Origin of the sequence: Winogradskyella thalassocola (assembly GCF_900099995.1) — a bacterium.
Lineage (GTDB): Bacteria > Bacteroidota > Bacteroidia > Flavobacteriales > Flavobacteriaceae > Winogradskyella > Winogradskyella thalassocola.
In genome coordinates this window covers 15,718-35,037 of sequence record NZ_FNCZ01000009.1, presented here as the reverse complement: position 1 = coordinate 35,037, position 19,320 = coordinate 15,718, and the positions used below count along the sequence as shown (strand labels likewise).

The window sequence follows — 19,320 nt, the reverse complement described above, 5'->3', positions numbered from 1 at the left end:
GCTAAAAAAGACCGGAACCATAAGCCAAACAATAACTTAAAACTATCCATAACAGGCTTCACATTTTTCAACGATAAAACCTGTATTTTGTTAAGAAAAAAGGAAGCTTAAATTTCCTGTTTCTAGACTAGAGCTTAATGCTATTATCTGCAAGATTTCATTTTTGAAATAACTTCATTCTTGCTATTCCTAAGTTCAATAACACCAAATAATAGTTTTAAACTTTAGATATGGTCTATAAAGACTTGCCTTCTCTAAATCTATATTTTAAAGTTTTTTAACGGTTTAAATGAACATTTTTTTTTTGGAATATAAAGATACATTAGCTTTAGAGATTTAGAAATGATATATATCAGTTTTTTGGTTTTATTAAATAAAAAATCAGTTTTCATTCTGAGATTATTATGTAGGAACGTTTCCATAAGCTTGGTTAAATAAAAAAAGCCCAACTAAAAACAGTAATGTGTAAGTAACCTTAACCATATTAATATTGATTATTTCTAACCACATAAAGGTTTGCTTGGGAAACATAAATAAAGCTAATTCCAAAAGTGATGATACCCAACCTATCAGCGTAATAATGATTTTGTAGTTTAGTTCCCAAATATTGTGGAATAGGGTATTCAGCAATCCAATGATAATAGCCACAAATGAAAAAATAATCAGAAATTTTTCATCCTTTAAGTTATTAAAAATCTGTTTAATCCGTATAGTGTTGAGATTTAATATTAAAAAGAAAATGATAAGATACTATACACAAAATTTTGCTAAGAATATTGAACTGTTCATAATCAAAGTGATCTATTCGTGCAATACCAAAAATGGTATATCTGTGTGATATGTTATTTTTTCAGCCTTAGTGTTAAATAGAATATTTTGAAAATAATTTAGATTATGAGTAACCATCACAATCATATCTACAGATCTACTTTCTACAAAGCATTGTATGGCATCTTCAACTTTTTTATTGGTTAGAAAATGGAAACTTGGATTAAACTCTTTAAAATAATCATTGAGTAACTTCTTATTATCAAGTTGTTTTGGGGTTAATGATGCATCTTTGTTTTTAATATGAATAATTCTTAGATTGCCTTTTGTGTTTCTTAAAATATCAGTTAAGGGTTGTAGTATATTTATATCATACGAAAAGTTGTAATCTGATGGAAATGTAATTTCCTTCAACTCATTATACCTTGCATATTCTGGTACCACCAAGGTTGTGCATTTTACTTTATTAATTACATCACCAGTATTACTCCCTACAATGTATTCCCTAAGTCCTGATACACCCTTTGTACCCATAATGATTATGTCTATTTTTTTTTCTTCAACATGTTTTCTTATGGATTCTAAAAAGAAATAATTTTCTGTAAGTGTGTAAAAACGGTGGTTTTTGTTTGGTCTTTTATTCTCGTTAATTTCCTTTAGAAGTCGTTTTAAATTATTTCTTGAGGGGTTTGTGTAATTCTCTTCAATAACTTCTGTAATTGGTACGTAATTTTCTACAACAGCAGCCATCCCTTCAATTCTGTTGACATGAAGAATATAAAAATTACATTCCGTGGATTCAAAAAAATCAAAGGCATAAGAAATGGCGTTCCATGCGTTTTCAGAAAAGTCTGTTGGTAATAAAATATTCATCGTTGTAAATGTCTTATTATAAACAAATCTAAAACGTTACTGACTTTTCTAAAATGATATTCGTCATATTAAAATAATGTATAAATGATTAATGGATATCTTGTGATTTTTGAAGGTATAATACCTTTATGTTTCAAGCTTGTATTTCTGTGAGTTCCATTTTTTTTTAATCAGACATGATTCTTATCAATGTTTATGTAACAAAGCCAGCAACATTTGCAGATTGCTAAGAGAAATTTTAATAGAATTATCTGGTTTTGATTTTTTTTTTTTTTTTGCAAACCTTAAGATAGTTGAAGCAGGTTTTATTTGCACGGAACTATATACCATTTACAATAAGTGGTCTTTAACACCAATAATATCATCGGTCAATAACTGAGTGACTTCAGAGGTTACTTCTATCAAATACATCTTTTAATTTAGCTTTAAAAATACCAATCATTTTACATCTTCATGGCTGCTGCGGTTGCTTTATAAGGTATATTGGCGTGATAACTTTGAGGGATTAGAGTATTTAGTGGCTTACTTGATCATTCGTTTTAATAGTAGCCAAACATTTTTTTTCAGATTTATTGATTTCAAAAATGTTTTAATTTTCAACAACAACAACAACAATAACACCCTCAGATATAGAATCTAAGAGAATATTAAAAATTTATTGGTCTTATCGAATCATAATAAAGTTGGATTAAAAAATAAAGATAAATAATCCTTTTCAAATATTAGAATCGAGTTTGTAAGTTTAGAATCATTTCTAGCTGATTTATATCATTCTTTAGGTAAAATTAGAAATTTAATTTTACTGTATAAATTAAAATCAAAGTGATGAATACTAAAAAGAAAATGACCATACCGTTTTATCAAAATCTAGGTAAACTTTTTTATGCTATTGCAGCAGCAGATGGTAACGTAAGACCTATTGAGTTTGATAAACTAAAAATATTGGTGAAAAAACAATGGTTAGATGTAGATGATCTAGAAGATACCTTTGGTACAGATGCAGCTTACCAAATAGAAATTGTTTTTGATTGGCTAAACGAAGATGAAGAACTCAACGAAAAAGCGTGTTTTAAAGATTTTATTAATTACAAGAAGAGTCAAAGTCATTTATTTACTCAAGACATTAGACGCTTAATCCTAAAAACTGCCTCGGCGATTGCTTATGCATTCTCTGGAATTAACAAGTCTGAATTAACATTGTTGGCAAAACTGGATCTAGAATTAAAAATACCATAATTATGAATTAATACTTTATGAAAACCGTAAAAGGAAAATTTGAAACTACAGAAACTATGGTAAGTGCCTTATTAAAAGAGGAAAGGGTTGGTGTACTTACAGAAATTGATATACAAATCACCTTAAAAGAAAAACTCAATAAAAATTTTAGAAAACATAAAATTTTAGGGGCTTGTGATCCACCATTTGCTTTTAAATAAAGCTTTACAAGCAGAAGATAAAATCGGTACCATGTTGCCTTGTAATGTTATTTTACAAGAGCATTTCCAAAACAAAATCGAAGTTTCTGCCATCAACCCTATGGTGTCCATGCAGGCAGTGGGAAATTCGGCACTAAAAACCGTAGCACAAGAGGTTAGTACTAAACTTCAAAACGTTATAAATAAATTAGAAAATGAAAAGTAGTTTTAATGATATGATAAAACCGGTACATCTACAGTAGGAAAACCTAAACTTACAAATCTAATTCCGTTAAATAATATCGATGAAAAGACCTTGGCTAAGTTGGTGTTTGAAGTCGAAAGTTTAAGCGATCATCTTCTAGCAAAAGCCATAGCAAATGATTTAAAGCTAAAATACACTATTGATTTCGATAATAAAGCCTCAAATGTTAACGCCATACAAGGAAAAGGTATTCAAGCAAATTATGAGAGCAAAAAAGCATTCATCGGAAATGTAAAACTGATGGAAGACTCAGACATAAAAGTGAATGATTCTATCCACTCTAAAATGGATCAGCTTTTACAAAATGGACATGCCGTAATGCTAGCGGCTTTTAATAATGAAATCGTTGGACTAATTAGTGGTATGGATTTACCTCGAAAAACGGCTATTTCTACTCTATTACGCTTAAAAGAAATTGGCATTAAATACATGATTATGCTCACAGGTGATCATCAAAATGTTGGAGATGCCATTGCTAAACAAATTGGACTCATGGAAGCCAAAGGGAACTTACTACCAGAAGATAAAATTTCAGCTATAAAACAATTAATCAAGCGCGACAAAAAAAATAGCCATGGTTGGAGATGGTGCTAATGACGCTCCTGCAATGGCATTGAGCACCGTTAGTATTGCCATGGGAGCCGCAGGAAGTGATGTTGCTTTAGAAACAGCCGATGTCGCATTAATGTCAGATAAAATTGAAAATTTACCTTTTGTTATTGGTTTGAGTAGAGCGTCTAAACGTATTATAAAACAGAACATTTTCATAAGTCTAGGTGTTGTAATGCTGCTGGTTCCTGTAACCATTTTAGGGTTAACAAATATAGGTGTAGCTGTTGCTTTTCATGAAGGCTCAACCATTGTATTGGTTTTAAAAGCTTTACGACTGCTTCGCGACAAAGTGAATTAATTGCTGTTTTATTAAAATTACAATTGATCTTTAAACAAAGAAAGAGATCAACTCATTTGATTTTAGTAGAACTGACCAATATCATAGTCTAAAGCAAACATTCTGAATAAATTAGCTTCAACACATAAATCCAGATAAATTTCTCTGTTGGTTTCTAAATAAAAACAGATGAGATTACAGGTAAATTAAAACGCAACCAATTTGTAAAACCATGAATGTGAAATATTTATATATAGTATTATTATTTCTAATCTTTTTAACTTGTAAAAATGAAAAGCGAGAAGAAAGCAACATTGATCATAATCTTAAAGAAGATACAAATCCAATAGTGAAGGATACTATAAAAATAAAGGACTTAGATATTGAATCCTTAAATAAATCTATTACTATTGAATTAAAGCAAAAACAATTCATTGCAAAAAAAGACGAAAGTGAAGAGCTAGTAGAATTGATTATTGATAAAAAATATCTCGTCGATAAAAAAGATTACACCATCAATTTTAAATACCCATTGCTCAACGAATCTTATAAACCCACGAACAGTAATTTCAATGAATTTATTAATGATTATTACATTAATATCACCCAAACAGAATCGGATATCTTAGAGAATAAATTATTATGCGATAGTATTACAGCAAAAAAAATTAGAGAAGAACGCTTTATAGATTACAAAATTTATAATGTAAATGACCAACTTGTAAGCGTATTGTTTTACAAAGAGAATTTTTATAACGGAGCAATGCATCCTAGCTTTTCGTTTGATTGTTTTAATTTTGACTTAAACAGAGGAACTTTTATGACTTATGAAGACTTTTTTAGTCAAGGGTCAGAAGAAGAATTAGTAAGTATTATAAATGAAAGTATAAACAGTCAAATTGGTAAAGGAGACATGTATTACGACTGTTGGGAAGTTTCTTCGGATGATTTTTTTACGAGTAAAAATAACTTTGTACTCAATGATACATATATAGAATTTTATTTTGATGATTGTGTCATATGCCCATCCTATACTGGTACGTACTCCATAGAAATTCCTTTAACAGATTTGCTATCGGTTTTAAAAAAATACGAGTCTAATCCGTTAGTCTTTTAATTTATACGTTATAGAATTACGCTCTACTAAAAACGGTATTGGGAAGCCAAAACAATTATAGCTATTATAACATACAATCATTCTTTCGTTTTAACTTCTTTTTTCTCTTGTCGTTCTAATTTTCTAAAATAACCACGAGTTAAAAAGTTGTGTTTTAAGGCTTCCATATTTTGATTGAATTTATCAGTGCCTTCGTTTATATTTTTAAGCGTAGATTTTAAGCTATTAACCAACGAAGTATCCTTTACCATATAATTATAAGCTCCATTACTAGAATTAAAATCACTTACAACGGCATTGGCATTATTTAACAGCGTCTCAATTTCTGCACTTGATATCTCAAGATTAGTTACAACTGTTTTCAATTTTCCAGCTGAAATAGAATCATTCAACAACATTCCTAAAATGGTATTATCTTCTGTTTTTACCGAAGAAACAATACTATTTAACTCTGCAATAGTATGAGAAGCACCACGACTTGCTATTTTTAAATTATGAATAGACTGTTTTAAATCTTGTGCCATAATGGTATCATTGATAAGCACACCTATGGTGCCTTTTCCTGTTGTAATTCTGTTTGTAATTTTCAATAAATCTGAAGTCAGTATAGCTGCATTTTCAGAGCTTGTGTTAAGAGTATTTAAAATATCATCCGTTCCAATTCTACTGTAAGATGCTATGATGTCTTCATTTTCTATAATTTCTGACGCTCCTTTGCCTGGAACGATATTCACAATCATATTCCCAACTAATCCGTCTGATCCAATAGTAGCAATCGCATTTTTTTTAATGTGCGAAAGAATCTTTTCCTCGATAGACATTTCTACTTTTATTGTAGAATCATTAATCATTAAAATATTTTTAACCGTCCCAATATCAATACCAGAATAGCGTACATTATTTCCTTTTTGAAGACCGTTGACATTCTGAAAATAAGAACTCAATGTAAAGGTCTTTTTAAACATATCTTGACGTTGCCCAATTAAATACACACCTGCTATAAAAAGGATGGTACCTATGAGGACAAAAGATCCCAATCGTAGTTTTTGTGAGTTTGTTTTTTTCATTGTATATAATTTGTGTCTTCCTTTAAATGAAAGGCATATTAATGTTTAAAAAAAGCTTTAATTTTTGGGTCTTCAGACGTTGATAAAGCTGTATATGTACCAACAGCATAATCAATACCATCAATAAGCAACAACATACGATCTGAAATAACGCGAGCACAATCTACATCATGCGTTATAATAAGTGACGAGGTGTTATATTTTTTCTGAACGTCTTGCATAAGAATGATAATTTCTTTTGCAGTAATAGGATCTAATCCACTAGTAGGTTCATCATAAAGAATGATTTTGGGTTGAAGAATTAAAGTTCTCGCTAAAGCCACACGACGTTTCATACCACCAGATAATTCCGAAGGCATTAAATCTATAGCATGAGCTAAACCAACGTTGGTTAAAGCTTCCAAAACAAGTGCTTCGGTATTTGAATCTTTGTGCTTTTTTTTAGAATGACGTCTTAGAGGAAATTCTAAATTTTCACGAACAGTCATAGAATCATACAGCGCACTACCTTGAAACAAAAATCCAATATCAGCTCTTAAAATATCTAAAGCCTCTTGAGTTAACGTCGTAATATCTTTACCCATAACTGAAATTAAACCACTATCGGCTTGCATTAAACCCACCAAACATTTTATCATTACAGATTTCCCTGAACCAGACTTTCCCATAATGACTAAGTTTTCACCTTTATAAAGTTTCATATTAAAGCCATTTAGCACATGGTTATCTCCAAAGCTTTTGTGTAAGTCCATAATTTGAAGAACTATTTCTGGATTTGATATGTTTTTGTTGTCTTTCATAAATCGTAAAAAATATCTGTTACAAACACAGCAATAAAATCGATAATAAATAGCAATAAAGAACTAACCACTACGGCAGAATTAGCAGCTTTACCAACACCTTCGGTACCTTTAGTGCAATAATAACCTTTGTAACATCCCACAATTCCGATCGCTAAACCAAAAAAGAAAGATTTAATAGTCGCAGGAATGATGTCTCCAAATTCAATGGAATCAAAAACTTGATTAAAATAAAGTGTAAATGACACGTTGCCTTTAAGATTTTCAACTAAAAAAGAACCAAAAAGAGAAATGGCATCTCCAATGATTACTAATAAGGGTAACATTAATGTTACTGCCAATACACGTGTTACAACAAGGTATTTAAACGGGTTAGTCCCAGAAACTTCCATAGCGTCTATTTGTTCGGTAACGCGCATTGACCCCAATTCGGCACCTATGCCAGAGCCAATTCTGCCTGCACAAACCAAAGCAGTAATAATAGGTCCAATTTCTCTTACTATAGAAATACTAACCATGGATGGCATCCAGGACACAGCCCCAAATTCCATTAATGTAGGACGCGTCTGTAAATCCAATACTAAACCTATAATAAAACATGTTATACCAACCAATAATAAGGAGCGATTGCCCATATTATAGCACTGGCGGAACAACTCTTTAAACTCAAAAGGGTGCTTAAATACTTCCTTGAAAAAACGACTCGTAAAAAACGATAAGTCTCCTAGTTCAATTAAGAACACATGTAATCGATTTTTAATTTTAGAATTTCCAGACATGCTTTGTTTAAGAGTGTAACCAAATATATTAGAATGATGAGTTTTACAAAATGATATAAGTCATATTTAAAGACTGATATAAATCATTTTACATGAAACTTATTCCAACTAATTTTAGTAATACCAAAAAGCAATATGAGAACTACGGTTCATATATAAAACTTAAAATGTGGTGGTTGTGAAAACACGATTATTAAGAGACTTTCTGAGATTAACAATATCAGCGAAGTAAAAGTTGCGCAAGATGATGAAACGGTCTCGTTTGATTATCATACTAAGCACGATTTTTGAAAAAGCTAAACATGTGCTCTCTACTATTGGTCACCCAATTTGTTGGCGGAGATAATAACTTAAAAAACAAAAGCACAATCCTAAGTAAATTGTGCTATAGATAGAATTTAAAAATAAATATTATGGAAATACTACAAGATCATGAGCAAATAATATCAATGCCAAGGATTGGAGATAAAGCACCAGATTTTAAGGCGATAACAACACAAGGCAATATTAATTTTCCTTCAGATTATAAAGGAGAATGGGTTATTTTATTTAGCCATCCGGCAGATTTCACACCGGTTTGTACAAGCGAGTTTATAACTTTTGCTCATCTAGAAGATAAGTTTGATAAGGCCAATTGTAAATTGGTAGGACTTTCAATAGATGGTTTATACAGCCATATTGCATGGTTGCGAACTATTAAGGAAAAAATTGAATTTAATGGAATGAAAAACATTGAAGTCAAATTTCCATTAATTGAAGACATTGCTATGAAAGTCGCCAAAAAATATGGCATGATTCAGCCTGGTGAAAGTAAAACACAAGCGGTTAGAGCAGTGTTTTTTATAGATCCTAAAAGCATGATTAGGGCGATTATTTATTATCCGTTAAGTCTTGGTAGAAACTTCGATGAAATCTATCGCGCTTTAATTGCGATGCAAACTTCAGATGAATTTGAAGTGGCTACACCTGCTGATTGGAATCCTGGTGATGATGTTATTATTTCTCCAGCAGGCTCTTGTGGTATTGCAGAAGAACGAATGACATCTACAGATGAATTAAACTGTAAAGATTGGTTCTTTTGTACAAAACCATTAGGTAAGAAAGAAGTATTAGATAAGATTCTGAAGAAGCCTAAACTGCTTGTAAGGTGAAAAAAATCGTGGCGTTTTTCGTTATATCCATCACTATCATTTTATTGTTTACGCTTAAATTTTGCTGTCCAAAAGATGAGGTTTTTAATTTGTCTTTAAATTTGGCAAATACTGAAATTTTCTCTAAATCCATTTCAGTAAAAAAAGTAGTTGTACAGAAAGAGGTGTTAATTGAGAATTACTTTAACTATTTAGATTCTCTTGTTCATCGATATCAGCCTTTAACAACTTATGGTTTAAGCGAACACGTTTTAGTAAGAGCTAATCCTTGGATTATAGATACTCTTCAAAATACGGATTATTATAGAATGATGGCAAAGGATTCTTTTGTTTATAATCAAAAAAAGATGATAGCCTTACCGATGGGAAATACAATTATAATCCCAGATTCTAGTAAAGCTAAAAAAATATTGAATTCATTTGATAACACAACGATAGATATCAATATCCCTGAATTTAAACTTCGCATTTATGAGGACTCAGTTCAACTTTTTGAATTTCCTATCCGAGTTGGTAGAGATGAGAAGAAATATTTAGAAATGTCAGGAAGAATTCAGGATTTAAGAACAAAAACAGGAAAGGGGTTTATTATTAATCATGTGCGTAATCCCAGATATGTAAATCCGGTAAATAATCATCAATATTTTGTAACCAAACGAGATGATGGGAAAGTGACCAAATTGCCCCAAATTCCATTTATAGAGACAGAAATAAACGGGCTACGCTACGGACAGCTTATTCATCCGACTACTAATCCTAGAACTTTAGGGAAAGCTTATTCTAATGGCTGTATTGGTGTTAAGGAAGCCGATGCTTGGGTTATTTATTTTTATGCACCTATCAACACCAAGATAAATATTCGATACGATTTGAGTGGCGTTAATGAAATGGGCGATATTATTACCTTAAAGGATATCTATTAAATAAACTAATTTGTAACTCTTTTCAGCTTCATTCAATAATTGTTTAATTTCTTCAAGAGTATTATTTCTTATAAATGCTATTTCTTCAAACGTTAAGTGTGGGTCTGTAAACAACTAATATATGTTACAGATTTTAGAAGGTAAATGGTGCAAGACCAAAGTTGCAAAGTCGATGCCACAACTGAAATTATGTATATCAGTTAAAAAAAAATACTGTTGATTCTTGAAATTCGAAAATTTGAGTAGCTGACGACAATAACCAGCTAACTATACCGTAATTGGAAAAAAGGGGATTGAAAGTCTACCTTCTGAATGATATTGAAATAATTGAAGTTCCGATTAAATCTACTATAGAAGCAATTATGAAAGAATACTAACGTTACGACTATTCTGAATGTGAGCTGAAAACTGAACGTTAAAATCAACGAAAGAGAAACCCGTAAGAGGCATATTGAGAATAACAAGTAATTTGAAGTTAGGTTTAGATGATTCGTCAAACCGATTATATCGAAAATAAAAAATCAATTTCGGTAGATGAAATGGTGCCTTTCTTATATTTAATTCGACAATTCGATGCAAGGGTATTAAAACCAAAATTGCCAATATTGAAAAGAAATATGCAGAAGAGATAAACAAGCGTGAAGCACGCTTGAAAGAGTGTATAGGAAGTTTTGATAAGAAAATTCAAGAGTTAAACGATTAGCTTTTGTTGTTGTAAGTAAGGGGCCGATTTGTGCTGGTTCTTATTTTTTTATATAGTCCTTTATAAAAAAAAGATAAGTAGAAAGTATTTAATCAATATCAGCACAAAGATAAACTCGTAAAATACCCCCTATAAAAGATCACGACATAAAGCTTATGTATCATCAAACACTTATTTATTCCGCTTCCTTTTATACTGTAATTCTAGCTTTCGTATAGAGACTGCTCAAATATTGTTTAATCAAAAAAAACTAAGTATCATGAAGCAAGTATCTGAAAAACCCAATATGTCAGTACAAGAAGTTGAAAGTATTATCAATTATATAGTGAAAATTACGATGCCGATAGTGGAGAAAGTCATTTGGCTTAGTGAAGAGATAAGTATCCTGCGAATTATCAAGTATTATTAGATAACGTTTAATTTAAAATCTCACATCAGGGAAAATTTAAAAGTAGTTCAGTTCGATTTCGTCTTCGATTTTATGGATTACATTATAAGTCATATAACCGTTTTTAAATTGGAATGGAAAATACCATACCAAAAGACATACTCAGAAGAATACAATTATCACGAATAGCTAGCTCAATGACTGGAGATAGAATGGCATCACTTATTGAGACTTTAGCCTATATTATACTTAATTACTTTTGAAGGACCCATGTAAACAGAATGGGCAAACATTTACACATGGCATGACTAGTGTTTCAATATGCAATGTAGACTAAAAGAAAAGACCAATTAGAAATTATGATTGAAATAGCACAAGAAGAACTTTCGGATTATGAAATGGGTATGTTGAATAATCTTAGAAAATGGATTTATGAGAAACGACGAAAAGCTCTAAAAGTCATTTTTAAAAAGAATAAAGTTTCAAAAAACGATGGTATTTTGGATATTCAAGTAAAGTTGTTTTAAAATAATGTTTAGTTTACAGGAGAAGATTATATTATCAATCCATTCAGCACATTTCTCTACATTCCGCAAAAAGCTTCATTCCGATAAAAGAGCTTCATTAAACAAGGTCTTGAACCTAATCCCCACTTTTGACGCTTCATTCCGTTAACCCTTTCCGCTCTGCAGGAAAGGAACACTCTATTCTCACGTAAAAAGCGTGAATCAAGTTCGCTAAAAAGGATAAAAATGTATTTGCATTTTGTTCCACTTCCCATGATTTTATATTTCACAAAGTCTTTAGAATCACTTCCGTAATCCAACACCGTCATCCCTTTTTTTGACAGCAAAATAACAACATTCAGCTTTGAACGACAGCATAACCAGGCTCACTTCGACTGCGCTAAGCGCAGGCTACCCTCGCACTTTTTATATGTCTAAACAAAGCTGAATATTGGAGCGCACTAAGCAACAAAAAGAAGGTAACAGCGTCGGCTCTATGGGAAGTAAATCTAAAATGAATTTTATGAAATCTTACAAAATAAATAAAAAGGTAGCGGAACAAAAGTTAAAAAAACAAAAAAAGGAAAACGCTCTGGATATAATAAGTAAATCAATAATAAAGCCTTTCTGAATCGTTCAGATTGGTAAATATTAATCTTTAAATTTTTTAATTATGAGTACTCTAAAAAACAAAGTACAGTTAATTGGTAACGTAGGAAACGTGCCAGAAATTACAAACCTTGAAAACGGTAAGAAAGTTGCAAAATTTTCAATCGCAACCAATGAATCTTACAAAGATTCTAAGGGAGAAAAAGTGACAGACACCCAATGGCACACTATTGTAGCATGGGGAAAGATTGCCGAAATCGTAGAGAAATACGTAGGCAAAGGAAAAGAGGTAGCACTAGAGGGGAAATTGACCTCACGCTCTTATGAAACCGCAGTCGGCGAAAAAAGATACGTTACCGAAGTGGTCGTAGATGAAATCTTGCTCTTAGGAATTAAAGGAGATAACGCTACTGAATAATTGAAAATTAAAAGAGAGCGTTCCTATCCAAAAGATGCGCTCTCTTTTTTAGTATTAATCTTACTAAATAGAATTACAATGAAGACACAAGTTAACAAAATAAAAGCCGATTTACAACATTTTTGCGGTACCGAAATGGTCTTTAAAATTCCATTAATTGGGACGCGTTTTACTGACGGATTAAAATATTTGGCTAATGAAGCGGAATGTTTTTGGCTTATAACAGATGCATCCGTAATTGCAAAAAGTTTATCGAATAGAAGTGAATTTATTACCATTGATTTTAAACGACTTTCTGAAAAGGAACAGATTGAAAAGCAATGCGAAGCCATCATTAATTATAGTGATGGAAATGATAAAATTTTTGAAACGCACCGATATAATGTAACCGATTTTCCTTTGGATGAATTGCGATTATTTTTTGTAAATAATACGCTAATGCTTCCAAGTGAATATTAAAAATTGCACTATGGTATATCTCAATTATACGAACCTCGATAACGAAACTCAAGAACGATTGGTTTCGGTTTCCAAAAAAGATGTTGAGCATGAATTTGGAAATGATTTGAATCGCTATGCCAAAGAACATCATATTAAATATGATACACTTTTGGAAGAAGAAGCTCTAAGAAATTTGTATTCTTACGACTATGTTTTTAATATTTAAAATCTAAATTATTAACCCAAGAGGCTGTCTGAAAAGGCAGTCTTTTTTTTGTTCCAATATTTTATATTCTGCAACAAAAAGAGCGGTTTACTAAAGATACTTTTAAACTTCAAAGAGAACACTCATAAAAAATCAAATTTCAATTCGTATTACGGTAAAAGCCATTACATTTTTGGGTGTAATGGTATTTTTTTTGTCCAGCGCGCTGGACGAAAAGGAATAGCAAGAGGGTAACACGCTAGCGCGATGTTTCAGTTTTCAGTTTTTATAAAACCCTAGTGAACTCAGTAGTTTACAGCGATTGATTGTTTTGGTTTTTGAAGTTTCACCATCGTTTTTCACGGAAAAAAGCTGTTAGCCCAATAAAAACAACAAATTTTTCAAGGAAATATGGATAAAGGATATGAAAAAGAACGGTTTGAAAGCCTAAGTATTAAAACTTCAGTGGCTCAAAAATTTAATGAATTTTGTAAAAAAATGTCGCGCTCAAAATCAATGACACTTTTAATGATGCTCGACTTTTTTGAAACTAATGGGATATCTCCAAACGAAACTTTAGGACCGAATATGAAAACTTTAGAAAGTCAAATCAAGAAACGAATCAATGCGGTAATCGCCATCATAAAAGACATCGAAAAGCACCATGATAAACCTACAACTGCCATGTTACAATCCTTGTTTATGGAATTTGAGTCAGCAGAAAAGAAACTCATTTTGGAAAAAGAACTCAAAAAAAAGAACGTTCAGTTTGTAGAAAAAAAAGAGTCTAATAATCAATTATAAGAATATGTATATCACCATCACAGCTCAAAAATTAGGAGGCGATTATTCGCAAAGTTCTGTGGATTTTGTTGCATATCTGGAGAAAGAAAATCAAGGCTTGGAGCAAGACGATGTCGAGCATTTTTTTAATCAATATGGGGATGAAATAAAAGCTAAAGAAGTCGTGAAAGAGATTGATGGTAATACAGCAAAACTCAAAAAGAAAGAACCGAAATTTTATTCTATTACCATAAACCCGAGTCAATCAGAGTTACGAAACTTACAATATAATTCTGAAGATTTAAAAAGATATACTAGAGCTCTAATGACGGATTATGCAAAGTCCTTCAATCGTGAAATTAATGGTAAACCGATAACTGTCGACAACATAAAATATTTTGCTAAAATTGAACACCAACGTAAGTTTAAAGGTACAGATAGACAAGTAAGAGAGAACCAACCGTTTGCTACAAAAATACTTCAGTTAAAACAGGCTATTCGAAAAATTGAGCAAGGTCAATTAGAAGGTGATACGAAACAGATGAAATCCGATATACTTAAATTGGAGGCTGATGCACCGCATCAACAGAATGGAAAACGAATTGTTCAAGGCATGAAAAAAGAGGGTAATCAAAGTCATATTCATATCATCGTGAGTCGAAAAGACACCTCAAATTCTGTGAGTTTGTCTCCAGGATCTAAATACAAAGCGTCGGAAGTTATGATGAACGGAAAATTAGTGAAACGAGGATTTGATAGAGATGCCTTTTTTACAAAAGCAGAAGGCACTTTTGATAAAACGTTTGGCTACAAACGGAACTATGTGGAATCCTATAAATCGAAAAAAGATTTTGTTAAAAATCCGAAGCTCTACTTTACAACACTATTAGGACTGCCAGCAAGTGAAAAAGCAGTTGCTTTTAAAATGTTGTCGAAATCTGGTGTGCCTATGGCTAGTATTCCAACAAGTCAAGTACAGTTAGCGCTCAAAACCATTAGGTATTTAAAACGTGGTGTGGAGGTGGCAATTAAATCAAGTTCCATTGGTATATGATATGGAGATAAAGGGAATTATAGCTGTTATTGGAGTGATATTTGGAATGAGCTTGTTGTTTTATAGCCTTTTCAAAATAACTAAATATGCCTTTTTTATTAATCTTATTTGGACTGTAATTTGTTTAGGGCTACTTTTTAATTTCAGCTACTACGAAAAGCAATGGTATATAGTGTTGCTTCTTATAGGCTGTATACTCTTGCTTATAAACACGGTTTTATATGTGTTTCTTCACAAGGAAAAATATAATTTTGATGCTAAGCACCAGGTTTATTTTAAAACTAAACGTGGTAGTTTTAAAATTAATAATATTAAACGAGGCGCTTCAATAATCGGTTCTGCAGGAAGTGGGAAAACAGAGAGTGTCGTTTTTAATTTTCTTCAGCATTTTAGCAACTATAAATTTTCGGGTGTCATTCACGATTATAAAAACTTTGAAATTACAGAAATGGCATTCCCTTTATTTGAAAAAAAACAAATTGATTTTAAAGTGATTTCATTCGATACTATTTACGATCGTGTAAATCCAATAGCACCGCGATATATGATTAATGAGGAAAGCGTAAACGAAGTCGCACGAGTACTAATTGAAAACCTATTAGAACAAAGAGAGTCGGGGAGTATAGGCACAACAAAATTCTTTAATGATGCTGCTGAAGGACTAATCGGTGGACTGATTTGGAAATTACGTACCTCCTATCCACACCTGTGTACATTGCCCCACTTAATAGCAATGTATCAATTTTTAGATACCGATAGTTTAATCGCATTTTTAAGTTCTAATACAACATCTAGAGCGATGGCGGATGCTTTTATTAGTGGTAAGGATTCTGATAGACAAACCGCAGGAGTAAAGAGTACTTTGGCTAATGCGCTTAAAAAAATAAGTACACAACGTATTTTTATGATCCTGTCTGCAGATGATGTTCCTCTTAATATTAATACGCAAGAGCAACCGCTTGTGATCTCAGTCGTTAATACTCCAAAATATGAGACTGCGTATTCGCCAATTATTGCCACTATAGTGCATACTATCACAAAGCAAATGAGTGTACGAAATTCAAATCCTTCATTTTTACTTATGGAAGAAGCTCCTACAATTCGGTTACTAAATATGCACCGTATTCCTGCGACTTTACGAAGTTATGATATTGCCACGATTTACGTGATGCAAGACAAAATTCAAAACGATATGATGTATGGAGATAAGGCTAGTAAAGCCATTTTGAGTAATTTATCGTATCAGTTCTTTGGTAAGGTAAATGATCCAGACACCGCGAAATATTATGAACGCTTTTTTGAAATTGTTAAAAAAGAAACTACTAGTGTTAATCGTGGTCATAATCTCAATTTTGACACCCGAATTACAACAGGGGAACGTGAAGTCGCCAAAATTAGAGCTGATGTGTTTTTTAGACTAAAAGAAGGTGAATTTATTACGTTCGCTGATGGAAAGGATAGAAAAGTTCAATTTAAATTGCCTAAAATTGAAAAACGATTACCAAGAAGGTCACGGGATTATTCTGAGGCTGACTTACAAGCCAATTTTGATAGGATTTATGAAGAGGTACAATCAATTTTTAAGTGATTAGACGTAACGTGCGTTGATTATTGTCGCTTATTTGTAGCGATATGTCTATATTTGTTTTAAATAAGCGACAAAATGAATTCTAAGAAAACCATTCTTCTTCCTAAATATCAGAAGATTTTTGAACAGATAGGTGAGAATATAAAGCTGGCAAGAAAAAGAAGAAAGTTAACAACAGAGCAGGTTTCTGAACGTGCAGGTATTCACAGAGCAACACTTTATCGTATTGAAAAAGGAGACCCAGCTGTAGCAATAGGGCACTATTTTAATGTGTTTAGAGTGTTGAATCTTCAAGATGATTTTCTTAAGCTCGCCGTCGATGATGAGTTTGGACGAAAATTACAGGATCTTGATTTATTATAAGCAAAATGGCTAAAGGAAAATTTGACATATACGTATTTGCAGACTGGGATGGTTTAGAAACTCCAACGCTCGTTGGTGTGCTTTCTGCGCATTTTGCAAAAGGTAAAAAGGCCTTTAGTTTTGAGTATGATAAAGATTGGCTAAAGACCGATGCGCAACGATTACTAGATCCCGATATCATGTTTTATTCGGGACCGCAATATCCTAATAACAAGGAGAATTTTGGGATTTTTTTAGATAGTATGCCAGACACTTGGGGCAAGACCTTAATGAAACGTAGGGCGGCGCAAGAGGCTAGGGCAATGAATGAAAAAGCAAGTACCCTCTATGAAATTGATTATCTTCTTGGAGTTTACGATGAGAGCCGAATGGGAGCTCTGCGCTTTAAAACGGAAATGGATGGTCCTTTTTTAGATAATGACAACCAAAATCCAACACCTCCTTGGTCTTCACTTGGTGAACTTCAAGAGGCTGTAAATCAATTAGAAAGTGATGATTATAGTGATGCTATAAGAAAATGGATCGCCGTTTTAATAGCGCCTGGATCTTCTCTAGGTGGAGCAAGACCAAAGGCGAATATTCTGGACGCAAAGAAGAATCTTTGGATTGCAAAATTTCCATCAAAGACCGATACCGTTGATAAAGCCGCTTGGGAGTTTTTAGCATATCAATTAGCGACTGCTGCAGGAATTCAAATGGCAGATTCCAAAATAGAAAAGATTAGTGGTCAATACCACACTTTTCTAACGAGACGTTTTGATAGAAACAATAGAAAACGTATTCACTTCGCGTCTGCAATGACGATGACAGGAAACACGGAAGATATTCTCAAAGATTCTGCACCAAGTTATCTTGAAATTGTTGAGTTTATTGAGAATTATGGTGTCGATGTAGACGCTAATTTACATCAACTTTGGCGTCGAATCGTATTCAACATCGCGATTTCTAATACGGATGATCATATGCGTAATCATGGATTTCTATTAACGCCTAAAGGTTGGATTTTATCACCAGCGTACGATTTAAATCCTTCAATAGAAAAAGAAGGTTTGTCTTTGAATATAGATATGGACGATAATGCTCTAAGCTTTGATCTTGCTAAAAGTGTTGGTGCGTATTTTAGGTTAAATGATACAGAAATGAATGCCATACTTATTGACGTATTAACAGTAGTTAAAGATTGGAAGGTAGTGGCGAAGGACATCGGAATTAAAAACTCGGAGATAACGCTAATGTCTGCGGCTTTTAGTAAATAAGTGAATCCAAATAGGAAGTGCAAATATTTACTCTATGTTTAAAAATTGTAACTCTTCTGTTTTTTTGATATAAAAAAGGTCAAAAATATTCCAATAGGAGCATAGCGATGGCTTTCATAATCGTATTAATTGGGGTTATTGATATATTTATGGGATACTTTAAGTTCTATATTGCGCTCTCCATCTTTCTCGTTCAATTCTAAAATAACCCTTCGATCCTTCGATAGTGAAAATTTATGCATAGCATATACAAATCTTACCGTGTCATTGCCGGCAATTTTAGAAGGCAGATGATGTTTAAAAATAGGCTCTTGATATAAACGTTGCAACGATTTCTTTTTACCTTTTTTCCGGGTTTCAATGGAAAGTTTTAAGAAATTTAAATCATAATCCAAAGTAGAATTATTCTTAATTTGAATAACGAAGTAAAGCGCTTCTTTATCAAAAACAATATTCTCAAGATTCAAAATCACACGACTATTTCGTTTTGTGAAATATCCGAAGTGTTGTTTTAAATCAAGTAAATATGAGCAGAATTTTTGATAATAATAAGTGTCGTGTTCAATACTTTTTTCAGAAGTTTCAGTCTGAATTGAATCTTTAACTTTTGGTTTTTCATTTCCAATACTAGAGGCTAGTGGGATAAAATAATTGAGCTTAGAAAGCTGTGCTTTATATTTTACAATATAGGAAAATATGGAGCCGTTGTTGTTAATGACTAATAGGTTGCTTTCTTTTCCTTGTTTGGCTTGTAATAAACCGAAGTACTGTTCTTTTTCACGATTGTAGGTAAATACAAAGTTTTCGGAACCTGTGATGCCTTGGCGGATAGGTTCTGGGAAAAAGAGGGCCACATTTTTGGTGTCGTTGGCGTAAATAGTGTCAAGTGTTGCTGATGTTTGGGCTTCCATAAAAGCGGAAGTGATAATAAGTGTTAGAATGCTCATATACGTTTTCAT

The 19,320-nt window shown here is 32.3% G+C and carries 23 protein-coding genes; 18 read left to right on the top strand and 5 right to left on the bottom strand.

Annotated features, from left to right (window positions below; all coding sequences use genetic code 11):
* Positions 1-801 precede the first annotated feature (801 nt).
* On the bottom strand, positions 802-1,641 hold the full coding sequence (locus BLT80_RS16575) for a universal stress protein (protein WP_092470034.1): 840 nt from the start codon (positions 1,639-1,641) through the stop codon (positions 802-804).
* 825 nt (positions 1,642-2,466) lie between these two features.
* Between BLT80_RS16575 and BLT80_RS16570 the strand changes: the two genes are divergently transcribed.
* The 6 genes from BLT80_RS16570 (at position 2,467) to BLT80_RS16555 (ending at position 5,327) form a co-directional block, all read left to right on the top strand.
* Complete coding sequence (locus BLT80_RS16570; protein ID WP_092470031.1) at positions 2,467-2,877, top strand: hypothetical protein; 411 nt, start codon at positions 2,467-2,469, stop codon at positions 2,875-2,877.
* Between the two features lie 17 nt (positions 2,878-2,894).
* Complete coding sequence (locus tag BLT80_RS20440) at positions 2,895-3,077, top strand: DUF302 domain-containing protein (RefSeq protein WP_317041779.1); 183 nt, start codon at positions 2,895-2,897, stop codon at positions 3,075-3,077.
* Positions 3,052-3,282 carry a DUF302 domain-containing protein gene (locus BLT80_RS20435; RefSeq protein ID WP_317041778.1) on the top strand — a complete coding sequence of 77 codons (231 nt, stop codon included), beginning with the start codon at positions 3,052-3,054 and terminating at the stop codon, positions 3,280-3,282. The genes BLT80_RS20440 and BLT80_RS20435 overlap by 26 nt, the downstream gene beginning before the upstream one ends.
* A 60-nt stretch (positions 3,283-3,342) precedes the next feature.
* Entirely contained in the window at positions 3,343-3,915 is a 573-nt protein-coding gene (locus BLT80_RS20335; RefSeq protein WP_245710288.1) for an HAD family hydrolase, read from the top strand.
* Entirely contained in the window at positions 3,896-4,231 is a 336-nt protein-coding gene (locus tag BLT80_RS20330; protein WP_245710284.1) for a hypothetical protein, read from the top strand. The genes BLT80_RS20335 and BLT80_RS20330 overlap by 20 nt, the downstream gene beginning before the upstream one ends.
* Before the next feature lie 217 nt (positions 4,232-4,448).
* Entirely contained in the window at positions 4,449-5,327 is an 879-nt protein-coding gene (locus BLT80_RS16555; RefSeq protein WP_175455638.1) for an RsiV family protein, read from the top strand.
* A 77-nt stretch (positions 5,328-5,404) separates the two neighbouring features.
* On the opposite strand, the gene BLT80_RS16550 is transcribed toward BLT80_RS16555, so the two are convergent.
* The 3 genes from BLT80_RS16550 to BLT80_RS16540 are packed head-to-tail and all read right to left on the bottom strand — an operon-like array spanning position 5,405 to position 7,973.
* Positions 5,405-6,394, bottom strand: a complete 990-nt coding sequence (locus BLT80_RS16550; RefSeq protein WP_092470025.1) for an MlaD family protein — start codon at positions 6,392-6,394, stop codon at positions 5,405-5,407.
* A 38-nt stretch (positions 6,395-6,432) separates the two neighbouring features.
* Positions 6,433-7,194: an ABC transporter ATP-binding protein gene (locus BLT80_RS16545; protein WP_092470022.1), complete on the bottom strand. Its 762-nt coding sequence runs from the start codon at positions 7,192-7,194 to the stop codon at positions 6,433-6,435.
* A complete protein-coding gene (locus tag BLT80_RS16540) occupies positions 7,191-7,973 on the bottom strand; it encodes an MlaE family ABC transporter permease (protein ID WP_092470019.1) in 783 nt (260 codons plus the stop codon). The genes BLT80_RS16545 and BLT80_RS16540 overlap by 4 nt, the downstream gene beginning before the upstream one ends.
* 189 nt (positions 7,974-8,162) lie before the next feature.
* Here BLT80_RS16540 and BLT80_RS20490 point away from each other — a divergent pair, with 189 nt between their 5' ends.
* The 12 genes from BLT80_RS20490 (at position 8,163) to BLT80_RS16475 (ending at position 18,361) form a co-directional block, all read left to right on the top strand.
* Positions 8,163-8,264: a hypothetical protein gene (locus tag BLT80_RS20490; protein WP_092470251.1), complete on the top strand. Its 102-nt coding sequence runs from the start codon at positions 8,163-8,165 to the stop codon at positions 8,262-8,264.
* A gap of 122 nt (positions 8,265-8,386) precedes the next feature.
* Positions 8,387-9,124, top strand: coding sequence for a peroxiredoxin (locus BLT80_RS16530; protein ID WP_092470017.1), 738 nt, complete (start codon positions 8,387-8,389; stop codon positions 9,122-9,124).
* On the top strand, positions 9,121-10,047 hold the full coding sequence (locus BLT80_RS16525) for a L,D-transpeptidase (protein ID WP_092470015.1): 927 nt from the start codon (positions 9,121-9,123) through the stop codon (positions 10,045-10,047). The genes BLT80_RS16530 and BLT80_RS16525 overlap by 4 nt, the downstream gene beginning before the upstream one ends.
* Positions 10,048-11,497: 1,450 nt before the next feature.
* Positions 11,498-11,665 (top strand): hypothetical protein, encoded by a 168-nt coding sequence (locus BLT80_RS20155; RefSeq protein ID WP_175455637.1) that lies wholly within the window; start codon positions 11,498-11,500, stop codon positions 11,663-11,665.
* A gap of 652 nt (positions 11,666-12,317) precedes the next feature.
* Positions 12,318-12,671, top strand: a complete 354-nt coding sequence (locus BLT80_RS16510; protein WP_092470009.1) for a single-stranded DNA-binding protein — start codon at positions 12,318-12,320, stop codon at positions 12,669-12,671.
* 78 nt (positions 12,672-12,749) lie between these two features.
* Positions 12,750-13,130, top strand: a complete 381-nt coding sequence (locus BLT80_RS16505; RefSeq protein WP_092470247.1) for a DUF6876 family protein — start codon at positions 12,750-12,752, stop codon at positions 13,128-13,130.
* 10 nt (positions 13,131-13,140) lie between these two features.
* Entirely contained in the window at positions 13,141-13,338 is a 198-nt protein-coding gene (locus BLT80_RS16500; protein WP_092470249.1) for a hypothetical protein, read from the top strand.
* A gap of 390 nt (positions 13,339-13,728) precedes the next feature.
* Entirely contained in the window at positions 13,729-14,121 is a 393-nt protein-coding gene (locus BLT80_RS16495; RefSeq protein ID WP_092470007.1) for a BfmA/BtgA family mobilization protein, read from the top strand.
* Between the two features lie 4 nt (positions 14,122-14,125).
* The gene (mobB, locus tag BLT80_RS16490; RefSeq protein ID WP_092470005.1) at positions 14,126-15,154 is read left to right on the top strand and encodes a MobB family relaxase; all 1,029 of its coding nucleotides are present in this window, start codon (positions 14,126-14,128) and stop codon (positions 15,152-15,154) included.
* A 1-nt stretch (position 15,155) separates the two neighbouring features.
* The gene (locus tag BLT80_RS16485) at positions 15,156-16,742 is read left to right on the top strand and encodes a type IV secretory system conjugative DNA transfer family protein (protein WP_092470003.1); all 1,587 of its coding nucleotides are present in this window, start codon (positions 15,156-15,158) and stop codon (positions 16,740-16,742) included.
* 75 nt (positions 16,743-16,817) lie between these two features.
* Entirely contained in the window at positions 16,818-17,105 is a 288-nt protein-coding gene (locus BLT80_RS16480; RefSeq protein ID WP_092470001.1) for a helix-turn-helix domain-containing protein, read from the top strand.
* A gap of 5 nt (positions 17,106-17,110) precedes the next feature.
* Positions 17,111-18,361 (top strand): type II toxin-antitoxin system HipA family toxin, encoded by a 1,251-nt coding sequence (locus BLT80_RS16475; RefSeq protein ID WP_092469999.1) that lies wholly within the window; start codon positions 17,111-17,113, stop codon positions 18,359-18,361.
* A gap of 125 nt (positions 18,362-18,486) precedes the next feature.
* Here the strand turns inward: BLT80_RS16475 and BLT80_RS16470 are convergent, their stop codons facing one another.
* Positions 18,487-19,320, bottom strand: a complete 834-nt coding sequence (locus BLT80_RS16470) for a DUF4138 domain-containing protein (RefSeq protein WP_092469997.1) — start codon at positions 19,318-19,320, stop codon at positions 18,487-18,489.